17 protein-coding genes and 1 pseudogene are annotated in these 20,045 nt (G+C 72.2%); 12 read left to right on the forward strand and 6 right to left on the reverse strand.

The annotated features are described in order from the left end of the window. The 6 genes and pseudogenes from AB0F10_RS25465 to AB0F10_RS25490 all read left to right on the forward strand — a co-directional run. Positions 1-572: pseudogene (locus AB0F10_RS25465) on the forward strand (hypothetical protein); the annotation flags it as partial. A gap of 23 nt (positions 573-595) precedes the next feature. Next, positions 596-1,453, forward strand: a complete 858-nt coding sequence (locus AB0F10_RS25470) for an SCO6745 family protein (RefSeq protein ID WP_360629839.1) — start codon at positions 596-598, stop codon at positions 1,451-1,453. A 102-nt stretch (positions 1,454-1,555) separates the two neighbouring features. After that, positions 1,556-2,269 (forward strand): energy-coupling factor ABC transporter permease, encoded by a 714-nt coding sequence (locus AB0F10_RS25475; RefSeq protein WP_360629842.1) that lies wholly within the window; start codon positions 1,556-1,558, stop codon positions 2,267-2,269. A 9-nt stretch (positions 2,270-2,278) separates the two neighbouring features. Then, positions 2,279-2,626 carry a PDGLE domain-containing protein gene (locus tag AB0F10_RS25480; protein ID WP_360629845.1) on the forward strand — a complete coding sequence of 116 codons (348 nt, stop codon included), beginning with the start codon at positions 2,279-2,281 and terminating at the stop codon, positions 2,624-2,626. After that, positions 2,626-3,387, forward strand: a complete 762-nt coding sequence (gene cbiQ / locus AB0F10_RS25485; RefSeq protein WP_360629848.1) for a cobalt ECF transporter T component CbiQ — start codon at positions 2,626-2,628, stop codon at positions 3,385-3,387. Before AB0F10_RS25480 ends, cbiQ begins: the two co-directional genes overlap by 1 nt. After that, positions 3,384-4,124 carry an ABC transporter ATP-binding protein gene (locus AB0F10_RS25490; RefSeq protein ID WP_360629851.1) on the forward strand — a complete coding sequence of 247 codons (741 nt, stop codon included), beginning with the start codon at positions 3,384-3,386 and terminating at the stop codon, positions 4,122-4,124. The genes cbiQ and AB0F10_RS25490 overlap by 4 nt, the downstream gene beginning before the upstream one ends. A 32-nt stretch (positions 4,125-4,156) precedes the next feature. Here the strand turns inward: AB0F10_RS25490 and AB0F10_RS25495 are convergent, their stop codons facing one another. From AB0F10_RS25495 to AB0F10_RS25505, 3 genes are read right to left on the reverse strand one after another with little or no spacing between them, the layout of a single operon-like run. After that, positions 4,157-5,011 carry a sugar ABC transporter permease gene (locus AB0F10_RS25495; RefSeq protein ID WP_360629854.1) on the reverse strand — a complete coding sequence of 285 codons (855 nt, stop codon included), beginning with the start codon at positions 5,009-5,011 and terminating at the stop codon, positions 4,157-4,159. Continuing rightward, positions 5,008-6,597, reverse strand: coding sequence for an ABC transporter permease subunit (locus AB0F10_RS25500; RefSeq protein WP_360629857.1), 1,590 nt, complete (start codon positions 6,595-6,597; stop codon positions 5,008-5,010). The genes AB0F10_RS25495 and AB0F10_RS25500 overlap by 4 nt, the downstream gene beginning before the upstream one ends. Next, positions 6,597-7,853: a maltose ABC transporter substrate-binding protein gene (locus AB0F10_RS25505; protein WP_360629861.1), complete on the reverse strand. Its 1,257-nt coding sequence runs from the start codon at positions 7,851-7,853 to the stop codon at positions 6,597-6,599. Before AB0F10_RS25505 ends, AB0F10_RS25500 begins: the two co-directional genes overlap by 1 nt. Positions 7,854-8,035: 182 nt before the next feature. Here AB0F10_RS25505 and AB0F10_RS25510 point away from each other — a divergent pair, with 182 nt between their 5' ends. Next, positions 8,036-9,088, forward strand: coding sequence for a LacI family DNA-binding transcriptional regulator (locus tag AB0F10_RS25510; RefSeq protein ID WP_360629864.1), 1,053 nt, complete (start codon positions 8,036-8,038; stop codon positions 9,086-9,088). 258 nt (positions 9,089-9,346) lie between these two features. Further along, positions 9,347-11,146, forward strand: coding sequence for a carbohydrate-binding module family 20 domain-containing protein (locus tag AB0F10_RS25515; protein WP_360629867.1), 1,800 nt, complete (start codon positions 9,347-9,349; stop codon positions 11,144-11,146). A gap of 21 nt (positions 11,147-11,167) precedes the next feature. On the opposite strand, the gene AB0F10_RS25520 is transcribed toward AB0F10_RS25515, so the two are convergent. Then, positions 11,168-12,094, reverse strand: a complete 927-nt coding sequence (locus AB0F10_RS25520; protein ID WP_360629870.1) for an NAD(P)-dependent oxidoreductase — start codon at positions 12,092-12,094, stop codon at positions 11,168-11,170. Positions 12,095-12,224: 130 nt separating this feature from the next. Here AB0F10_RS25520 and AB0F10_RS25525 point away from each other — a divergent pair, with 130 nt between their 5' ends. Together AB0F10_RS25525 and AB0F10_RS25530 are read left to right on the forward strand one after the other, a co-directional pair. Continuing rightward, positions 12,225-13,829, forward strand: a complete 1,605-nt coding sequence (locus tag AB0F10_RS25525) for a methyl-accepting chemotaxis protein (protein ID WP_360629873.1) — start codon at positions 12,225-12,227, stop codon at positions 13,827-13,829. A gap of 8 nt (positions 13,830-13,837) precedes the next feature. Further along, entirely contained in the window at positions 13,838-14,884 is a 1,047-nt protein-coding gene (locus AB0F10_RS25530) for a BMP family ABC transporter substrate-binding protein (RefSeq protein WP_360629876.1), read from the forward strand. On the opposite strand, the gene AB0F10_RS25535 is transcribed toward AB0F10_RS25530, so the two are convergent. Next, a complete protein-coding gene (locus AB0F10_RS25535) occupies positions 14,839-15,798 on the reverse strand; it encodes a helix-turn-helix transcriptional regulator (RefSeq protein WP_360629879.1) in 960 nt (319 codons plus the stop codon). The genes AB0F10_RS25530 and AB0F10_RS25535 overlap by 46 nt on opposite strands. 74 nt (positions 15,799-15,872) lie before the next feature. Here AB0F10_RS25535 and AB0F10_RS25540 point away from each other — a divergent pair, with 74 nt between their 5' ends. Further along, positions 15,873-16,208, forward strand: coding sequence for a VOC family protein (locus AB0F10_RS25540; RefSeq protein WP_360629882.1), 336 nt, complete (start codon positions 15,873-15,875; stop codon positions 16,206-16,208). A 17-nt stretch (positions 16,209-16,225) separates the two neighbouring features. Here the strand turns inward: AB0F10_RS25540 and AB0F10_RS25545 are convergent, their stop codons facing one another. Then, positions 16,226-17,008, reverse strand: a complete 783-nt coding sequence (locus tag AB0F10_RS25545; protein ID WP_360629885.1) for a transporter — start codon at positions 17,006-17,008, stop codon at positions 16,226-16,228. A 244-nt stretch (positions 17,009-17,252) separates the two neighbouring features. Here AB0F10_RS25545 and AB0F10_RS25550 point away from each other — a divergent pair, with 244 nt between their 5' ends. Further along, positions 17,253-20,033, forward strand: coding sequence for a glycoside hydrolase family 78 protein (locus AB0F10_RS25550; protein WP_360629888.1), 2,781 nt, complete (start codon positions 17,253-17,255; stop codon positions 20,031-20,033). Positions 20,034-20,045: the final 12 nt, after the last annotated feature.

Here is a 20,045-nt window from a genome sequence, read left to right on the forward strand (position 1 = left end):
TCGACGCCCTGAAGGCCGACACCACGCTGCGCTCCGACGCGGAGAGCGTCCTGCGGGCGATCAAGCGCCGTGGCCTGCGTACCGCGCTGATCAGCACCCCGGAGACCGGCGACGTGGTGCCGCGCGCCGAGGAGCGCGACGGCCGCATCCGGCTGAGCCTCGACGGCGACGCCCAGTCGGTCGACATCGCCCTGAACTCGGCCGTGCTCTGGGACCTGCGGGTGGCCGGCGGCGCCGACCTGAGCACCATCGACCTGAGCGCGGGGCGGGTCGGCGGGGTGGACCTGACCGGCGGCGCGAGCCGGATCAGGCTGACCCTGCCCCGGCCGGACGGGACGCTCGGCGTGCGGATGAGCGGCGGGGTCAGCCTCTTCGACGTGCGGACCGCCGGCGGGATCCCGGTGCGGGTCCGGGTCGGTGCCGGCGCCGGCCGGGTCACGGTGGACGGGCTGCTGCACGCCGGGGTGGCGGCCGGGAAGACCTTCACGCCGGCGGCCTGGGCCGACGCCGTCGACCGCGTCGACGTGGACGCGGCGGCCGGGATGTCGGCCCTCACCGTCGTACCCTACTAGTGGGTAATGACAGGATGTCGGGCATGACCGAGGTAACCCCCGCCCTCGCGCGCGAGGCCTGGCGGCTCGCCGAGCCGCTGCACGCCATGATCTATTTCGTGCCGGAGTCGCGGGAGCGCTTCGACGCGCTCGGCATCGGCGCCACGGCCGGCTACTTCGCCTCCCGCGGCGGCGCCCTCGGGCCGTCCGGGCCGGGGCCGGTCGTCGCGACGTTCTACAACTTCAACCCGGAACTGGTGGCCGGCGCGCTGCCCGCGGCCTGGCGGACCACCACGCCCGCGGCCGCGCTCGCGGCCCGGCTGGACGCGGCCGACGCCGCCCTGACCCGGGGCCTGGGCGACGCGGTCGAGAGCCCGGAGGTGGCCGAGGCCGCGGAGCTGGCCCGGCTCGCGACCGAGTCCGCCACCGCGTACGCCGCGGGCCGGCCGCTGTTCGCCGCGCACGCCGCCCTCGACTGGCCGGACCGGCCGCACCTGGTGCTCTGGCACGCCGTGACCGTGCTGCGCGAGTTCCGCGGCGACGGGCACGTGGCGGCGCTGCTGGTCGCGGGCCTCACCGGCCTGCAGTCGATGGTCCTGCACACCGCGTCCGGCCAGGTCAACGGCGAGTTCCTGCGGGCAAGCCGGGGCTGGAGCCGGGAGCAGTGGGCGGAGCAGGCCGCCGTGCTGCGCGAGCGCGGCCTGCTCGACGGCGAGGAGCTCAGCGACCGGGGCCGGGAGCTGCGGGCCCGGATCGAGGACGACACCGACCGGCTGGCCCTGCCCGCGTACGAGGTGCTCGGCGCGGAGCGCTGCGGCCGGCTCGCGGAGCTGGTCAGGCCGCTGAGCAGGACGCTGGTCAAGGCCGGGTTCCTCGCCGCGGCGGCGCCGCAACGAAAGTGATCAACATCCCAGCCTCGGCCTGGCTGTTGCCAAGACTTTGCAACTACCACTGAGGCCCATATGCTGGGCCGTACGTTTCCGTGCCGGCCCGGGGAGGGTGTCATGCAGGTAGAGGCGATGCACATCGCCAACGGGATCGTGAACGGCCCGGTGTCGGCGATCTTCGCCGTCTTCGCCGCCCTCGCGCTGTCCTTCTGCGTGTGGCGGGCCCGCGCCGACCTCGACGACCGGCTCGCGCCGATGGCCGGGCTCGTCTCGGCGTTCATCTTCGCCGTGCAGATGCTCAACTTCCAGGTCCTCCCCGGCGTCTCCGGCCACCTGCTCGGCGGCACCCTCGCCGTCGTCCTGGTCGGACCGTGGGTCGGCACGCTCTGCGTCTCGACCGTCCTGATCATCCAGTGCCTGCTCTTCGCCGACGGCGGCCTGACCGCCATCGGGCTGAACATCACCAACATGGCGATCCTCGGTACGGCGGCGGGCTACCTGCTGGTGGCGGCCCTCATGCGGGTGCTGCCGAGAACGCCGGCGGGGCTCGGCACCACCACCTTCATCGCCTCGGTCATCGGCGTCGTGGTGGCCTCGCAGGGCTTCGTCCTCGAATACTGGCTCGGCGGCACGACCCAGCTGTCGATCCCGCTGATCGCCGGCACGATGGCCGGCAGCCACCTGCTCATCGGCATCGGCGAGGGCCTGATCGCGGCGACGACGGTGGCGACCGTCGCCCGGGTGCGCCCGGACCTGGTCTACGCGATGCGGCGCTTCCGCAAGCCGCCGGTCGCCGAGCCGGCGACGACGACCACGCCCACCGCGGTCTGAGGGGGCGACGTGAGCAAGCGACTCGGATGGTTCCTGGCCGGTGGCCTGCTCGTGGCGCTGCTGCTGGCCGGGGTGGCCAGCAACTTCGCCTCCGGCAGCCCGGACGGCCTCGACGCGGCCGCGCGCCAGGGCTGCACGTTCGGCGCCGACGGCGAGATCACCGGCGGCACCTGCATGCTTCAGCGCGAACAGGGCCACCAACTGGCCGGCGGCCCGCTCGCCGGCTACCGCATCAAGGGCATCCACAACGACTTTCTGGCGACCGGCCTCTCCGGCGTGCTGGGCGTCCTGATCACCTTCGCCGTCGGCGGCGGCGTCTTCTGGCTCGCGCGGCGCCGTACCCCCGGCAAGCCGTGATGGGCGCGGGCCACGCGCACGTGCTGCACCTGGACCATCGCAGCCCGGTGCACGCGCTCGCGCCCGAGGTGAAGATCGTCGCCACCCTGCTGTTCACCATCGTGGTGGTGGCCACGCCGCGGACCGAGTTCGCCGCGTTCACCGGCTACGCCCTGCTGCTCGCGGCGGTGACCGCGCTGGCCCGGGTGCCGCTGCCGTGGCTGGCCAGGCGCGCCACCATCGAGCTGCCGTTCATCCTGCTCGCCGTCACCCTGCCGTTCGCGGGCCACGGCGAGCGGATCACCTGGCTCGGCATGTCCCTGTCGGTCGACGGCCTGTACGGCGCGTGGAACATCTTCATCAAGGGCACGCTCGGGGTCGTCGCCTCGCTGCTGCTGGCCGCGACCACCTCGATGCGCGATCTCATCCTGGGCCTGGACCGGCTGCGCTGCCCGCGGGTGTTCACCCAGATCGCCACGTTCATGCTGCGCTACCTGGACATCCTCGCCGACGACGCGCGGCGGATGCGGATCGCCCGGCTGTCGCGCGGCTACGACCCGAGATTCCTGTGGCAGGTCAAGGCGTTCGCGGTCGGCATCGGCGCGCTGTTCCTGCGGGCTTACGAACGCGGCGAAAGGGTCTACCTGGCGATGGTCTCGCGCGGTTACGACGGGCGGCTCCCCCGGCCCGAGGGCGGCGGCGCGACGGCCGCCGACTGGACCGCCGCGGCCGCGCTGCCGGCGGCGGCGGCGGCGATCGCGGTCGCGGCGGTGCTGCGATGAGCCTGGAGATCGCCGGGCTGACCTTCGCGTACCCGGACGGCAGCGTGGCGCTGCACGGCGTCGACCTGAGCGTCGCGCAGGGCGAGCGGATCGCCCTGCTCGGCCCGAACGGCGCCGGCAAGACCACCCTGGTGCTGCACCTCAACGGGATCCTGCACGGCGGCGCCGGCACGGTCGACGTCGGCGGGCTGCGGGTGGACCCGGCGAACCGGGCCCGGCTGGCCGAGATCCGGCGCCGGGTGGGCATCGTCTTCCAGGACCCCGACGACCAGTTGTTCATGCCGACGGTCGCCGAGGACGTCGCCTTCGGTCCGGCCAACCTCGGGCTGCGCGGGGCGGAGCTTCAGGCCCGGGTGGACGAGGCGCTGGCGGCCGTCGACATGGCCGCGCACCGCGACCAGGTGCCGCAGCACCTGTCGTTCGGCCAGCGCCGCCGGGTCGCGGTCGCCACCGTGCTGGCGATGCGGCCCGAGCTGCTGGTGCTCGACGAGCCGTCGTCCAACCTGGACCCGGCCAGCCGGCGCGAGCTGGCCGAGATCCTCGAGCGGCTGCCGGTGACGGTGCTGATGGTGACGCACGACCTGCCGTACGCCCTGCAGCTGTGCCCCCGCGCGGTGATCCTCGACGGCGGCCGGATCGTGGCCGACGGGGCGACCGCGGACCTGCTGGCCGACGACGAGTTGCTGCGCGCGCACCGGCTCGAGCTGCCGTACGGCTTCCACCCGGTCCGCCCCTGACGGCTCCCGGTCGAGGACGGGCCGAACGGTGCTCAGCCCTTGACCGCGCCGGCCGTCAGGTTGTTGACGATGTAGCGCTGCAGGAACTGGAAGACCAGCACCGTCGGGATGGCGGTCAGCAGCGTGCCCGCGCAGAACATCCCGAAGTTGTTGTTCCGCTCCCCCGCCACCAGGCCGTACATGCCGACGGACAGGGTCTTGGCGCCGGTGTCGGTCAGGAAGACGTTCGCGATCAGGAACTCGTTGATCGTTCCGATGAAGGCCAGCAGGCCGGTCACCGCCAGGATCGGCGACACCACCGGCAGCAGGATCCGGAAGAACGTCTGCGCGTGCGTCGCGCCGTCCATCGTGGCCGACTCGTCGAGTTCCCGGGGCACCGTGTCGAAGAAGCCCTTCATCAGCCAGGTGTTCACGCCCAGCGCCCCGCCCAGGTAGAGCAGGATGAGCCCCCAGGCCTGGTTGAAGCCGATGGCCGGCCACAGGTCGGTGATCCTCGAGAACATCAGGAAGATCGCCACGATCGCCAGGAACTGGGGGAACATCTGGATCAGCAGCAGCGACATGAGACCGACCCGGCGGCCGCGGAAACGCATCCGGCTGAACGCGTACGCCGCCAGCGCCGACAGGAACACCGACGCCGCCGCCGCCGCGCCCGCGATCAGCACGGAGTTGCCGAACCAGCGGGCGAACTCGGTGTCCGCCAGCAGGTTGGTGAAGTTGATCGCCGACACCTCGGTCGGCACCGGCGTCGACGACGACAGCGTGCCCAGCGGGTTCAGCGCCGCCGACACCACGAACACGATCGGGAACAGCGAGAACAGCACGGCCAGCACCGCGACCGCGTGCCGCCACCCCACCCTGGACATCCACCGGGTCACGGCGCTCATGAGTACACCTCTTCCTGCGCCCGGGTACGCCGGAAGCTGACGATGGAGATGACCGCGACGATCATGAAGATGAGGATGGACACCGCGGCGGCGAAGCCGTACTGCGCGCCCGAGCCGCCGAACGCCAGCCGGTAGGTGTACGTGATCAGCAGGTCCGTCGCGCCGTTCAGCGGGTTGTCCACGGGGAACGGCGCGCCCTCGGTGGTCAGGTAGATCGCGTTGAAGTTGTTGAAGTTGAACGCGAACGACGAGATCAGCAGCGGCGTCAGGGCGATCATCAGCAGCGGCAGGGTGACCCGCTTCAGCGACTGCCACGGCGACGCCCCGTCGAGCCGGGACGCCTCGGACAGCTCCGCCGGTATCGCCTGCAGCGCGCCGGTCGCGACCAGGAACATGTACGGGTAACCCAGCCACAGCTGCACCAGGATCACCGCGACCCGCGCCGACGCCGCGCCGCCGAACCAGTCGATCTCCAGCCCGAACAGGTTGTTGATCAGGCCGAAGTCCGTGTTGAACATGTCCCGCCAGACCAGCAGCATCGCGAACGACGGCATCGCGTACGGCAGCACCAGCAGCACCCGGTAGAGGCCGCGGCCGCGCATCCGCGGCTTGTTCAGGGCCAGGGCGCAGCCCAGGCCGAGCACGAAGGTGCCACCCGTGGACGCGAGCGCGAAGAACAGGTTCCAGATCAGCGTGGTGGCGAACGGGCCGGCGATCGTCGAGTCGCTCAGCAGCCGGGTGAAGTTGCTCATCCCGACACCGACCCGCCAGCCCTGGGCCAGCCGCTCGCCGTCGGCGGCAACGAACGCGCCGATCTCCTCGTCGGCGACCCAGATCTTGCCGGTGGTGGTGTCGCGGACGCAGTCGCAGGCCTCGTCGTACGCCCGGCCGGCCTTGCCCTCGTACGCCCGGGACAGGCCCTGCGACCGGATCGCGCCGCCGGCGGTCGGCACGGCCAGGTCGGTGATCTCCTGGCTGCGCGCGCTGGCCTGCCCGCCGTTGAGCACGGTGTAGCCCGCGGCCGCGGTGACCCGCCCGGCGGCGTTCACGGTGGTGGCGCCGGCCGGCAGCGGTTCCAGCCCGTCGGCGGTGCCGGCCGAGATCGCCCGGGTGGCCGGGTCGGTGACGAGGAAGGTCAGCGGTCCGGTGGCCGGATCGCCGGTGGTCGCGACCGTCAGCGCGTACTCGATGGAGCCCGGCACGCGGGTGACCGACGCGGTCTGGATGGCCACGACGGCGTCCTGCTTGTCGCCGCGGTGCCCGTCGCCGAAGTTCGTGAAGGCGGTCGCCGCCGTGTAGAGCACGGGGAACAGCTGGAACACGATCAGGAAGAGGGTGCCGGGCACCAGGTACTTCAGCGGCACGTGCCGGGGCGACAGGTACAGGTAGAACAGCCCGGCGGTGGCGGCGAGCAGCACCGCCACGCCGAGCCAGGCCCGGTCGGCGATCAGCGGGAACGCCGCCCAGACGGCCAGCCCGGCGACCAGCCCGAGCAGCACGACCTTGACGATGAGGCCGGCGAGACCGCCCCGGACGGGCTGGCGGGCCTCGTCCGGGGCGGTCTCCCGCTCGAGAAGAGCAGTCATTACTTGATCTGGCCGGAGATCGTCTTGGCGGCGGCGGTCAGGGCCGTCTTCGGGTCGGCGCCACCGATGACGGCGGCCTCGGCCTTTCCGAACGGGTCCCAGACGCTGCCCATCTCGGGGATCGCGGGCAGCGGGGCCGCGTTCTTGCCGGCCTCGACCCACTTGGCCAGATCCGGGTCGGTGCCCTTGACCTGGTCGAACGCGGCGATGAGCACCGGCGGGCGGGGCTCGGCGTGGTACAGCGCCACGGCAAGCTCGGGGGTGGTCACGTAGTTGGTGACGAACTCCTGCGCCAGGGCCTTGTTCTTGGCCTTGGCCGCGACGTAGAACGACTGCACGCCGAGGAACGGCTGCGCGGGCTTGGCGCCGGCGAAGCCGGGCACCGGGGTGATGTCATAGGCGATCTTGGCCTTCTGGGCGTCGGTGACGGCCCACGGCCCGGAGACCAGGTACGCGCACTTGCCGGAGGTGAACAGCGCGATGGAGTTCTCGCCGGTGATGGAGCGCTTCAGCGCGCCCTCGCCCTTCTCGCCGAGCTTGCGGATCTTCTCGAAGGCGGCGATGGACTCGGGCTTGCCGACGCCCAGGTCGTTCTTGTCGTACTCGCCGGCGGCGTTGGTGCCGAACAGGTAGCCGCCGCCCGAGGTGAACAGCGGGTACGAGTGGTAGGCGTCGCCCTTGTCACCGACCTGCAGGCAGAGGATCTCGGTCGCCTTCTTGTCGGCCTTGAGCTTCTTGCCCGACTTGACGAGGTCCTCCATGGTGGCCGGTGCCTCGGGCGCGAGCTTGGTGTTGCGGATCAGGGCGAGGCTCTCGGTCGCGTACGGGACGCCGAAGACCTGGCCGTTGAAGGTCACCGCCTTGAGCGCGTTCGGGGCGAGGCCCGCCTTCTGCTCGGCGGTGAGCTGCACCGGGTCGATCGCGCCGTTCTGCACGAGGTTGCCGATCCAGTCGTGCGCGCCGATCATCACGTCGGGGCCGCTGCCCTGCTGGGACGCGGTCACGAAGGTGGTCTGCTGGTCCTTGGAGATCGCCTGCACCTCGACGGTGACGCCGTTCTCCTGACCGAACTTCTCCGCGAAGGGCTTGAGTGCCGCCGCGCGCTTGTCGTCGCCCCAGATCACGAGCTTGCCGGTGGCGGACGCGGGGGTGGCGGACGCGGAGGTCTTGGGGTCTTCCCCGCCGGTGCCGCAACCCGACGCGACCAGCGTCAGGGCGATCGCGGTGAGGACGACACCCGAGGTACGGATGCGCATAATCGTCTCCTATCGGGCACGGAGGTACACCCGAAGAACTTTCAGGGACAGAAAGTGGGGGAACCGGAGCAAGACCCACATAAGTCTTGCGCGGCTGTTGCGGGGACGTTAGCAAGGGATTTCCTTCTATGGAAGACCTTGCATTCCTTCCGCAAGAAGTTCCAGGTTCTATAGTGACGCCCATGCGTGCACGACTGTCTGACATCGCGCGCCAGGCCGAGGTCAGCGAGGCGACGGTGTCGCGGGTCCTCAACGACCGGCCCGGCGTCTCCACCGAAACCCGCCAGGCGGTGCTGACGGCCCTCGACGTCCTCGGCTACGAACGCCCCGAGCGGCTGCGCAAGCGCAGCGCCGGGCTGGTCGGGCTGATCGTGCCCGAGCTGGAGAACCCGATCTTCCCCGCCTTCGCACAGACGATCGAGTCGGCGCTGTCGCAGAGCGGTTTCACCCCGGTGCTGTGCACGCAGACCCCGGGCGGCGTCACCGAGGACGAGTACGTGGAGATGCTGCTCGACCGGCAGGTCTCCGGCATCGTCTTCGTCTCCGGCCTGCACGCCGACACCAGCGCCGACCACGAGCGCTACCAGCGCCTGCTGAGCCGGCCGCTGCCGATCGTGCTCATCAACGGCTACTCCGCGAACCTGAACGCGCCGTTCATCTCCTGCGACGACCGGCTCGCCGGCGAGATGGCCGTCTCGCACCTCGTCGCGCTGGGACACACCCGGATCGGCTTCGTCTCGGGCCCGGACCGCTTCGTCAACGTGCAGCGCAAGCTCGACGGCTACCGCGCGGCCATGCGGCGCGAGCTCGGCGTCGGCGACCGGGAGCTCGAGGAGCTCATCGCGCTGACCCTGTTCGGCGTGGAGGGCGGCGAGGTGGCGGCCAACCAGCTGCTCAGCCGCGGCGTCACCGGCATGGTGTGCGGTTCGGACCTGATGGCGCTCGGCGCGATCCGGGCGGCGCGCCGGCGCGACCTGAGCGTGCCGCGCGACGTCTCCGTCGTGGGCTTCGACGATTCGCCGCTGATCGCCTTCACCGATCCGCCGCTGACCACGCTGCGCCAGCCGGTCGCGGCCATGGGCAACGCGGCGATCCGCCAGCTGGTCGACGAGATCAACGGGCAGGGCGCACCCCGATCGGAGTACGTCTACGCCCCCGAACTGGTGGTTCGCGGCTCCACGGCGATTCACAAGGCCGGCCGCGGCGCGGAGAGCATGAACGTCACCGCCGCCTGACATCATCCTGCAATGATTGCCAGATCTGATCATTGAAAGTTGTTGCGCAGACGGTCCCCGCCGAAAGCTCGCCTAGCTGGCGCAACGCCACGACACGCCGGGCAGTAAAGATCCCATCCTGCAAGTTCAAACGGACAAAAGACCCTTAGTGGGCGCATAAATAGAGAGCGGTCTCTTTACCGCCGGGAAACACCCTGATAACTTCCCCCGCACTTGCGCAAGAAGTTTCAACGGTGCCCATCCCCCTGGAGGCCCTCCATGCGTACCCGTCAGGTCGTCGCCGCCGCGACGACAGCCGTCCTGTCCGCGGCGCTGCTGGCCGTCGGCGTCATCCGCAACGGCGACCAGGCGGAGGCCTCCACGGCAACCCCTGGCCCCAAGGACGTCATCGTCCACCTCTTCGAATGGCCGTGGGCCTCGGTCGCGAGCGAGTGCACGAACACGCTCGGGCCCAAGGGCTTCGGCGGCGTGCAGGTCTCCCCGCCGCAGGAACACGTGGTGCTGCCCGGCAGCGGTTACCCCTGGTGGCAGGACTACCAGCCGGTCAGCTATCAACTCACCAGCCGGCGCGGCAACCGCGCGGCCTTCGCGAGCATGGTGCAGACCTGCCACGCCGCCGGCGTGAAGATCTATGTGGACGCGGTGGTCAACCACATGGCCGGCGGCACCTCCACCGGCACCGGCAGCGGCGGCTCGAGCTACAGCCACTACGCGTACCCGGCGGTGCCCTACGGCAACGACGACTTCCACCACTGCGGCCGCAACGGCAACGACGACATCGCGAACTACGGCGACAAGTGGGAGGTGCAGAACTGCGAACTGGTCGACCTCTCCGACCTCAAGACCGAGTCGTCCTACGTGCGCGGCAAGCTCACCGCCTACCTCAACGACCTCGTCGGGCTCGGCGTCGACGGGTTCCGGGTGGACGCGGCCAAGCACATGCCGGCCGCCGACATGTCGGCGTTCATCGAGCCGGTCACCGGCGACCCGTACGTCTTCTCCGAGGTCATCGAGGGCGGCTCCGGCGAGCCCACGCCCGAGGAGTACCAGGGCTTCGGCGACGTGACCGAGTTCCGCTACGGCGACGTCGTCGGCGGGGCGTTCCAGAGCGGCGGCCTGTCGAACCTCAACAACCTGGCGAGCTCGATGCGCCTCGCCAGCGGCGACGCGGTGGCCTTCGTGGACAACCACGACACCCAGCGCAACGGCCGGGCCAAGCTCACCTACAAGAACGGCTCCTCGTACGCCCTCGCCGAGGCGTTCATGATCGCCTGGCCGTACGGCGTGCCGCAGGTCATGTCGAGTTTCACCTTCTCCAACAACGAGGCCGGCCCGCCCGCGTCGAGCAACGGCACCACCAACGCGGTCACCTGCGGCAGCGGCTGGGAGTGCGAGCACCGCTGGCGCACCACCGCCAACATGGTCGCCCTGCGCAACGCGGCCGCCGGCGCCGCGGTCACCAACTGGTGGACCAACGGCTCGAACCAGATCGCGTTCGGCCGCGGCAGTGCCGGGTACGCCGCGTTCAACCGCTCCGGCTCGGCGCTGACCCGCACCTTCCAGACGTCGCTGCCCGCGGGCACCTACTGCGACGTGATGGCCGGGGACTTCACCGGCGGCTCGTGCACCGGGCCCTCGTACGCGGTGAACAGCAGCGGTCAGGTGACCGCGACCGTCGCGGCCAACTCGGCGCTCGCGCTGCACATCAACGCCCGCGGCACCGGCACGACCACGCCGCCGACGAACAACCCGGCCGGCTGCACGACCGCGGCGACGTCGTTCGCGGCGAACGTCACCACCGTCTGGGGCCAGAACGTCTTCGTCACCGGCAACACCGCCGCCCTGGGCAACTGGGACCCGGCGAACGCGGTGGCGCTCTCGTCGGCGACCTACCCGGTGTGGACCGCGACGGTGGCGCTGCCGGGCAACACCGCGGTGCAGTACAAGTACCTCAAGAAGCAGGGCTCGACGGTGACCTGGGAGAGCGACCCCAACCGCACCCGGACCACCGCCTCCGCGTCGCCGTGCACGGCGACCTGGAGCGACACCTGGCGCTGATCCCGCGCACGGCCGGGCCGGTCAACTTCGCAGCACGACGTTGACCGGCCCGGCGCCGTCCAGCAGCAGATCGATCTGGCGCCGGACCAGCCCGGCCACCCGCGGCAGCATGGCGCTGGACATCCCGCCCGCGTGCGGGCTGATCAGGACGTTCGGCAGCCGGAGCAGCTCGTGGTCGACGGGCAGCGGCTCCGGATCCGTGACGTCGAGGGCGAAACGCAGCCGCCCGCCGCGCGCCTCCCGCAGGATCGCCTCCGTGTCCGCCACCCGGCCCCGCGCGACGTTCACCACCACCGCGCCGTCCGGGAGCCGGGCCAGGAAGTCCGCGTCGACCAGGTGGACGGTGTCGTCGGTCAGCGGCACCCCGACGACGACCGCCTCGCACGACCCCAGCAGCTCCGGCAGTTCGGCGATGCCGTGCACCCGGCCGCGCTCGTCGTCGCGGGCCGTCCGCGCCACCCGCACGACCTCGACCTCGAACGGTGCCAGCCGCGCCTCGATCGCCCGGCCCACCCCGCCCTGGCCCAGCACCAGCACCCGGCGGTCGGCCAGGCTCGGGTACCAGGTAGGCTCGGGCACGCGCACCCCGGCGGCGCGGACGAAGTCGCCTATCCCCCGCAGCGCGGCCAGCAGCAGCGCCATCGCCAGCTCGGCGGTGGACGTCTCGTGCACGCCCCGGGCGTTCGCGTAGACGTGCCCGGGCGGCAGCACCTCCGCGACCCCGTCGTAGCCCAGATACTGCGCCTGGACCAGGCGGGTGGTCACCCCGTCCAGCAGGCGCAGGTGCGCCGATCCCGGCACGTACGGGAGCACCACCAGATCGATGCGCGGCGCCGGTGCCGGCCCGGTCATGTCCCACCGCAGCAGGTCCACCCGGGGCGGCACCGCGCCGAGCGCGCCGGCGAGCCGCGTACCGGGAAGGCTGACACTCAGCCGGTCGTCGTCCACCCGTTCCTCCTGGAGTCTCGACTGCTCATTCTGAGCGATCCGTCGCGATTCCTCAGGTGACGGGCCCGGCTACCGATCTCCGAGTTCGGACGGCGTCTGCCGCCCTGATCTCGCTCGGAGGGAAATCGACGTGCGGCGGTTCACCATCGGCGCCCGGCTGTCCGGGACCTTCGCCGCGGTCCTCCTGCTCCTGCTCGGAGTGGCCGCGATGGCGTTCGCCACGATCGTGGCCCAGCGCACCTCCGCCAACGACGTGCGCCGGCTGACGGTGGTCACCCGGCAGGCCGAGGAGATCAAGACGCACGCCGCCACGCTGAACGGCTGGCAGGCGGGCTACATCAACGACATCTACCGCCTGGGCGCCGACCGGGCGCTCGGCGGGGAATCCGTCGCCTACCAGGCGTGGCGCAAGGAACGGGACTCGTTCCAGCGGTTCCTCGGCGAGGTCGACGCCGGCGTGTTCAGCGCCTCGGAGCGGGCCCTGTTCGAGCAGATCCGCACCGAGCTGGGCACCTACGTCAAGGTCGACGAGAAGCTGGTGGCCGCGTACAAGCCGGGCACGCCGAAGGCGCTGTGGGACGCCGACCAGATCGCCATGTACGACGGCTGGAACAGCTACTACCGGATGATGGTGTCGGCGCAGAAGCTCGCCGCCTCGGTCGACGCCCGCAGCGTGGAGGCCGTACGGCAGTCCGCGAGCGACGCCACCCGGGCGCAGTGGGCGATCGGCGTCGCCACCGGGCTCGCGCTGCTGCTCGGCGCGGTGTCCGCGTACGTGGTGACCCGCAGCATCGTCCGGCCGATCGGCGCCGCCCGCGACTCGCTCCGCGAGGTCGCCGGCGGTGACCTCACGGTCGTGCCGCCGGCCGGCGGGCGCGACGAGGTGGCGCAGATGTCGGCCGCCCTCGGCCAGGCCGTCACCGCGGTGCGCACCATCGTCTCGGACGTGGCGGAGCAGGCGGAGGCCCTGGCCCGGACCTCCACCGAGCTGGACGCCGTCTCCGGGGCCTTCGCCCGGGCGGTCGCCGACACGTCCCAGCAGGCCGACCTGGTCGCGGGCGCCGCCGAGGACGTGAGCCACAACGTCGATTCCATGGCGGCCGGCTCCGAGCAGATGGGCGCCTCGATCGAGGAGATCTCCCGCAACGCCACCGACGCCGCCAACGTGGCCGCCGAGGCCGTCACCGCCGCGGCGGAGGCGAACCGGACCGTCGCGAACCTGGGCACCTCGTCGTCGGCGATCGGCGACGCGGTACGCCTGATCACCAGCATCGCCGGACAGACCAACCTGCTCGCGCTCAACGCCACCATCGAGGCGGCTCGGGCCGGCGAGATGGGCAAGGGCTTCGCCGTGGTCGCGGGCGAGGTCAAGGACCTGGCGCAGGAGAGCGCCCGGGCGGCCGAGGAGATCGACGCCCTGGTGAAGGCGATCCAGGGCGACACCGGCGCCGCGGTCACCGCGATCGGGCACATCGGCGGGGTCATCGCCCGGATCAGCGACTACCAGACGAGCATCGCCGGCGCGGTGGAGGAGCAGACCGCCACCACCGCCGAGATGAACCGGGGCGCGCTCGCGGCGTCCAGCGGCACCGCCACCATCGCCGAGAACATCCGCTCGGTCGCCGCCGCCACGTCGGCCACCTCGACCGAGATCGCCCGTGCCCGCGAGGCCGCCGCCGAGCTGACCCGCATGTCCACCACCCTGCGCGACGCTGTCGGGCAGTTCCGGTACTGAGGAATCAGATGCGAAAGAACAACATCACCGCCGCCGCCCTCGCCTTGGTAGCGGTCGGCGCCCTGTCGGCGTGCTCCGCCGCGCCGGCCGCCGTCGCGACGCAGACCCTGACGGGCCTCGGCAGCGAGAGCATCCACGTCGGCATCGCCTACGACAGCGCGGGACGCGGCGACAAGAGCTTCAACGACGCCGCCGGGCAGGGCCTGGACCGGGCACACAAGGAGTTGCTCGTCGAGACCACCGAGGCGACCGCCAAGGCCGAGACCGATGAGGGCCGCTCGGCGACCCTGCGCGAACTCGCGCAGGGCGGCAGCAACCCGGTGATCGCGGTCGGCTTCCTGTACGCGGGGGCGATCGGCACCGTCTCGAAGGAATTCCCCGACACCCTGTTCGCGATCATCGACGACAACTCCGTCGAGGCGAAGAACGTCGTGTCCCTGCTGTTCTCCGAGGAGCAGGGCTCGTACCTGGTCGGCGTGGCCGCCGCGCGGGCGTCGAAGAAGGGCCGGGTCGCGTTCGTCGGCGGCGTCGACGTCCCGCTGATCAAGAAGTTCGAGGCCGGCTACGTCGCCGGGGTGCACAGCGTCGACGCCGGCATCCGCGTCGACGTGCGCTACCTGAGCACGCCGCCGGACTTCAGCGGCTTCGGCTCCCCCGACAAGGGCAAGGCCGCCGCGAAGGACCTGCTGGCGGGCGGCGCCGACGTGGTCTACGCGGCGGCGGGCGGCTCCGGCTCGGGCGTGTTCGAGGCGGTGGCGGCGGTACCCGGCGCCTGGGCGATCGGGGTGGACTCGGACCAGTACGCCGGCGCCGACGACGCGGTGAAGCCCCGGATCCTCACCTCGATGCTCAAGCGCGTCGACAACGGCGTGTTCCAGGAGATCCAGGCGTTCGTCAAGGGCGACCGGGCGGGCGGCGTGAAGCGCTACGACCTCAAGGTCGACGGCGTCGGGTACGCGACCTCGAACGCGGCCGTCAAGCCGTACCTGGCGAAGATGGATCAGGCCCGTTACCGCATCCTCGACGGCTCGGTGAAGGTGCCCACCGCACCCTGACGCTGCGGGCCGTCGGCCCAGGAGCGCAGGCGCACCGAGTTGTGCGTGAACCGCGATCGGTACGCGGACGCGCTCAGCCCGTAGTGCGCCCGGAACCTGCGGGCGAAGTAGTTCTGATCCGGCCAGCCCACCGACTCGCCGATCCGGCTGATCGCGTCGTCGGTGTGCAGCAGCCGCGCCGCCGCCACCTCGACGCGGTGCCGCGACAGGTACGCCATCGGCGGCAGCCCGGTGGCGGACTTGAAGAGCCGGACCAGGTATCCGGGCGCCAGGTGCAGCGCCGCGGCCAGCTCGGTCAGGGTCCACTGGTGGGCCGGGCGGGCCTCCATCATCCGCATCGCGTCGACGACCGCGGGATGGGTCTGCCCGGCGCCGGCCTCCACGCCGCCGGCGACCGCCCGGGCGAGGCAGCTGAGGAAGAGCGAGAGCCGGCCGATGATGTCGCCGCGGTGCATGCTGATCGGGCGGAACCGCAGCCGGTCGAGGGCGTCAAGGTGGTCGAGGGCCTCGGCGAGGACCGCCGGCTCGAGCCTCGCGGCGAGGATGCCGCGCCGCTGGTCCGAGTACGGCCCGGTCCAGAGCAGGTAGCCCAGCAGCGGATCGGCCCGGGTCCAGGCCAGCTCGCGCTGCAGCAGCTCGGTGGAGAAGCAGCAGTTGAACAGGTCCAGCCGATCGCACTCCTCGTAGCCGTGCCACACCCCGGGGCGCAGCAGCACGACGTCGCCGATCTCCAGCCGCTGGCGGCCGGCGAGGCTGTGGTGCACGCCGGAGCCGCCGACCACCACGGCCACCTCGACGAAGCTGTGCGTGTGCACGGGATGCAGCCCCTCGTGCAGGTAGTGCCCCGCATAGGCCAGCGAGCCGTCGGAGAAGTACAGCATCGCGTGCGAGCTCTCGACGGGCGGATCGACCATCCGCCGACCCTACGACAACCCGGGGGTTCCGGGGCCGGCGTGGCCTGGGCGAGGATGGGCGCCGGAGGTGTCGCGTGACCTACATCAAGAGTGTGACCTTCGATTGCCGCGACGCGCTCGTGGTGGCCCGGTTCTGGGCGGCCGCGCTCGGCGGCGAGCTGGACGCGGACTCCACGCCGGACAAGGCCTACGTCGAGGCGCCGGGCTGGGGCGGGCCCGATCTGTGGTTCCAGCGGGTGCCCGAGGAGCCGAGCGCCAAGCTGAGGATGCACTTCGATCTGCGTGCCCCCGGCGGCATCCCGGCCGAGGTCAAACGCCTCGAGGCGCTCGGCGCGACGATCGCCCGCGACCACGGCGACCTGGTCGAGATGCACGACCCGGAGGGCAACGTCTTCTGCGTGGAGGACTGAAGCCTGGCGTGGCGACGTCAGGCGATCCGGCGGATGCGGCGGATCGTGAGCCAGAGCAGCAGCGCGGCCAGGGCGACGAACACGCCGGTTTCGATCCACTGGAAGGTCCAGAACCGGTCCCCGGGCTGGAACACCTGGTGGTTGTAGGCGCCGGGGCGCAGGCCGAGCTCGGCGGTGGCGGCGCAGCTGTCGGGCTTCGGGCACCGGACGGTGCCGGAGCTGACGAAGCTGCCGTCCGCCTGGCGTACCTCCTTGGCCAGCACCCAGGCACCGGCGAGGTCGCCCTGCCCGCCCGGCCCGCCGATGATGACCCGGTCGGCGACCTCGGGGGTCAGGTAGCGCGGCCGGCCGAGCAGGGCGACGGCGACCCGGACGCCGGCAAAGCCGGCGAGGGTCACGGCCATCGCGGGCAGCACCTTGGGCAGCGCGGTGCCGGCGAAGACCCCCAGCGCCACCGCGAACAGCGTGTATCCGACCGGTGCGACGCCCTGCATGTCGAAGAAGACCTCGGTGAACCGGGTCTGTCGCACGTCGAGCGCGCCGAGCGGCTGGTACCACCAGGACATGCCGAGGCCGTAGACGAGCGCGAACACGGTCACCGCGCCGCCGAGCAGGGCGCACTTGGCCAGCGCCCAGTGGCGGCGGCTGATGCCCTGCGTCCAGATCATCTGGTGGGTGCCCTGCTCGACCTCCCGGGCGATGATCGGCGCACCCCAGAACAGGCCGATCATCAACGGCACGACCAGCAGCAGGACGCTGACCAGCAACAGCGAGCCGTACGCGCTGGAGAACTCGTCCATGTTGCCGTCGCAGCCGGGGCCCGCCGGCGGCAACACAGCCGGCCAGGCCCAGCCGGGTGAACGCGCGCCAGCCCCGGCGCACCACCGCCGGCGGCGTCAGGTGAATTTTGTGCTACACCCGGTGCACTGCGGGCTATGTCGCTCCCGGTGGCGGTCGCAGGATCGGGGGGCAGCGAAATCTCACCACCACCTCGCCGAAACAATCTCTGAATCGTTTCAGTCTGGTCCGACCCCGGAGACGCCCATGTCACCCGCCGCCGCCCCCGTGGGCATCCGCTTCGAACACCACACCGACGACGGCCCCGTCCTCGGCATCGGCACCCCGGCGCCGCGCCTGTCCTGGTACGTGCCGGCCGCCGACGACGACTTCCGGCAGGGCGCGTACCAGGTCGAGGTCGTCCGGGCCGGGCGGCCGGTCGAGCTGACCACGGTCGACGGTGCCGAGCAGGTCCTGGTGCCCTGGCCCGGCACGCCGCTGGCCCCGCGCGAATCGGCGCAGGTCAGGATCCGGGTCTGCGGGCCGGACGACCGGTGGAGCGCGTGGAGCGAGCACGCCGTCGTCGAGGCCGGCCCGGACGACTGGGCCGCGGTGTTCATCAGCCCGGCGACCCTCGGCGGGCCGGGCGCGCCGGCGCCCGTGCTGACCGGCACCGTCGTGCTGCCGGAGCACATCGTCCGCGCCCGGCTCTACGCCACCGCGCACGGGGTCTACCTCGCCGAGCTCAACGGCGCGCGGGTCGGCGACCACGAGCTGGCACCCGGCTGGACCAGCTACCAGCACCGGCTGCGCTTCCAGACGTACGACGTCACCGGGCTGGTCCGGCCCGGCGAGAACCGCCTCGACGTGCTGCTCGGCAACGGCTGGTGGCGCGGCCGGCTCGGCTTCCAGGGCCGCCGCGGCCTCTACGGCGACCGGCTCGCCCTGCTGGCCCAGCTCGAGGTGACCACCGCGGACGGCGCCGTGCACCGGCTCGCCACCGACGGCTCCTGGACCGCGCGCGAGAGCGGCGTGCTCGCCGACGACCTCTACGACGGCCAGCGCACCGACCTGCGGCACCGCGAGCCCGCCGCCGGCCCGGTCGAGGTCGTCGACGCCGACCTCGGCCTGCTGGTCGCGCCCGACGGCCCGCCCGTGCGGGTCACCGGCACGCTCGACGCCGTCCGGGTCTGGACGTCGCCGGCCGGCCGGACGCTTGTCGACTTCGGCCAGAACCTGGTCGGCCGGGTCCGGCTGCGGGTCCGGGGCCTGGCCGCCGGCCAGGAGGTGGTGGTACGCCACGCCGAGGTGCTCGAGCACGACGAGCTGGGCGTCCGGCCGCTGCGCACCGCCGAGGCGACCGACGCATACCTGGTGGCCGGGCCGGACGAGGTCGTCCTCGAATCGGCGCTGACCCTGCACGGCTTCCGCTACGCCGAGGTGACAGGCGTGCCCGGCCTGCGCGCGGCCGACCTGCGGGCCGTCGTCATCGGCTCGGACCTGCGCCGCACCGGCTGGTTCTCCTCGTCGCACGAGCTGCTCAACCGCCTGCACGAGAACGTCGTGTGGGGCATGCGCGGCAACTTCGTGGACGTGCCGACGGACTGCCCGCAGCGCGACGAGCGGCTCGGCTGGACCGGCGACATCCAGGTCTTCTCCCCCACCGCGACGTTCCTGTACGACAGCGCCGGCTTCCTGACCGGCTGGCTCAAGGACCTCGCCGTCGAGCAGCAGAAGGACGGCTCGGTGCCGTTCGTGATCCCGGACGTGCTGCGCCGGCCGGGTCCCGCGACCGCCGCCTGGGGCGACGCGGCCACCATCGTGCCGTGGGTGCTCTACCGGCGCACCGGCGACCTCGGCCTGCTCGCCCGCCAGCTGCCGAGCATGCGCGCCTGGGTGGACCGGGTGGCCGAGCTGGCCGGGCCGGACCGGATCTGGTCCGGCGGCTTCCAGTTCGGCGACTGGCTCGACCCGGCCGCGCCGCCGGAGTCGCCGTTTCAGGCCCGCGCCGATCCCGACGTCATCGCCACCGCGCACCTGGCCCGGTCGGCCGAGATCGTCGCCCGGTCGGCGGAGCTGCTCGGCGACGAAGCCTGCGCCCGGCGGTACGACGTGCTCGCCGCGCAGGTCCGGGCCGCGTTCGCGCGCGAGTACGTGACCACCTCCGGCCGGGTGCTCGGCGACGCCGCGACGACGTACGCCCTGGCGCTGCAGTGGGCGCTGCTGCCGGCGCCGGCACAGCGGCACCACGCCGGGCGGCGGCTGGCCGACCTGGTTCGCACGGCCGGCTTCCGGATCGGCACCGGCTTCGTCGGCACGCCGCTGATGACCGACGCCCTGACCGACGCCGGCGAGCCCGAGCTCGCGTACCGGCTGCTGTTGCAGACCGGCTGCCCGTCCTGGCTCTACCCGGTGACGATGGGCGCGACGACCGTCTGGGAACGCTGGGACAGCATGCTGCCGGACGGCTCCATCAACCCCGGCGAGATGACGTCGTTCAACCACTACGCGCTCGGCTCGGTCGCCGACTGGCTGCACCGGCGGGTCGCCGGGCTGGCACCGGCCGCGCCCGGCTGGCGGCGGCTGCTCGTGCGGCCGGTGCCGAACCGCCGGCTCACCGCCGCGGCGGCGGAGCACCTGACGCCGTACGGGAAGGCCGCGGTCTCCTGGCAGCGCGCCGACGGGCGGCTGACGCTGCGGGTGACCGTGCCCGTCGGCGCCGAGGCGGAGGTGCACGCCCCCGGCGCGGCTCCCGCCGAGGTGCGCCACGGCGATCACGAGTGGACCGTCGCCGACCCGTACGCGACGGAGCCGGAGCTGCCCGCCGAGCCGACCATCCGCGAGGTCATGGACCACGAGACCGCCTGGGATCAGGTGGTCGCCGCCGCCCGCGCGGCCGGCTTCGGCGACGAGGCGGAGCTGGCCGGCCGGCTCGGGCCCTACCTCGACACCCCCGCCGCCGGCCTGGCCGACGCGGCCACCGCCGGCGGCTTCGTCCCGGGCGGCGCCGAACTGCGCGCCCGGCTGGAGCAGCTGCCCTTCCTGTAAATCGTTTCATTC

It is taken from the genome of Actinoplanes sp. NPDC026623, from assembly GCF_040638275.1.
Taxonomy (GTDB): Bacteria; Actinomycetota; Actinomycetes; order Mycobacteriales; family Micromonosporaceae; genus Actinoplanes.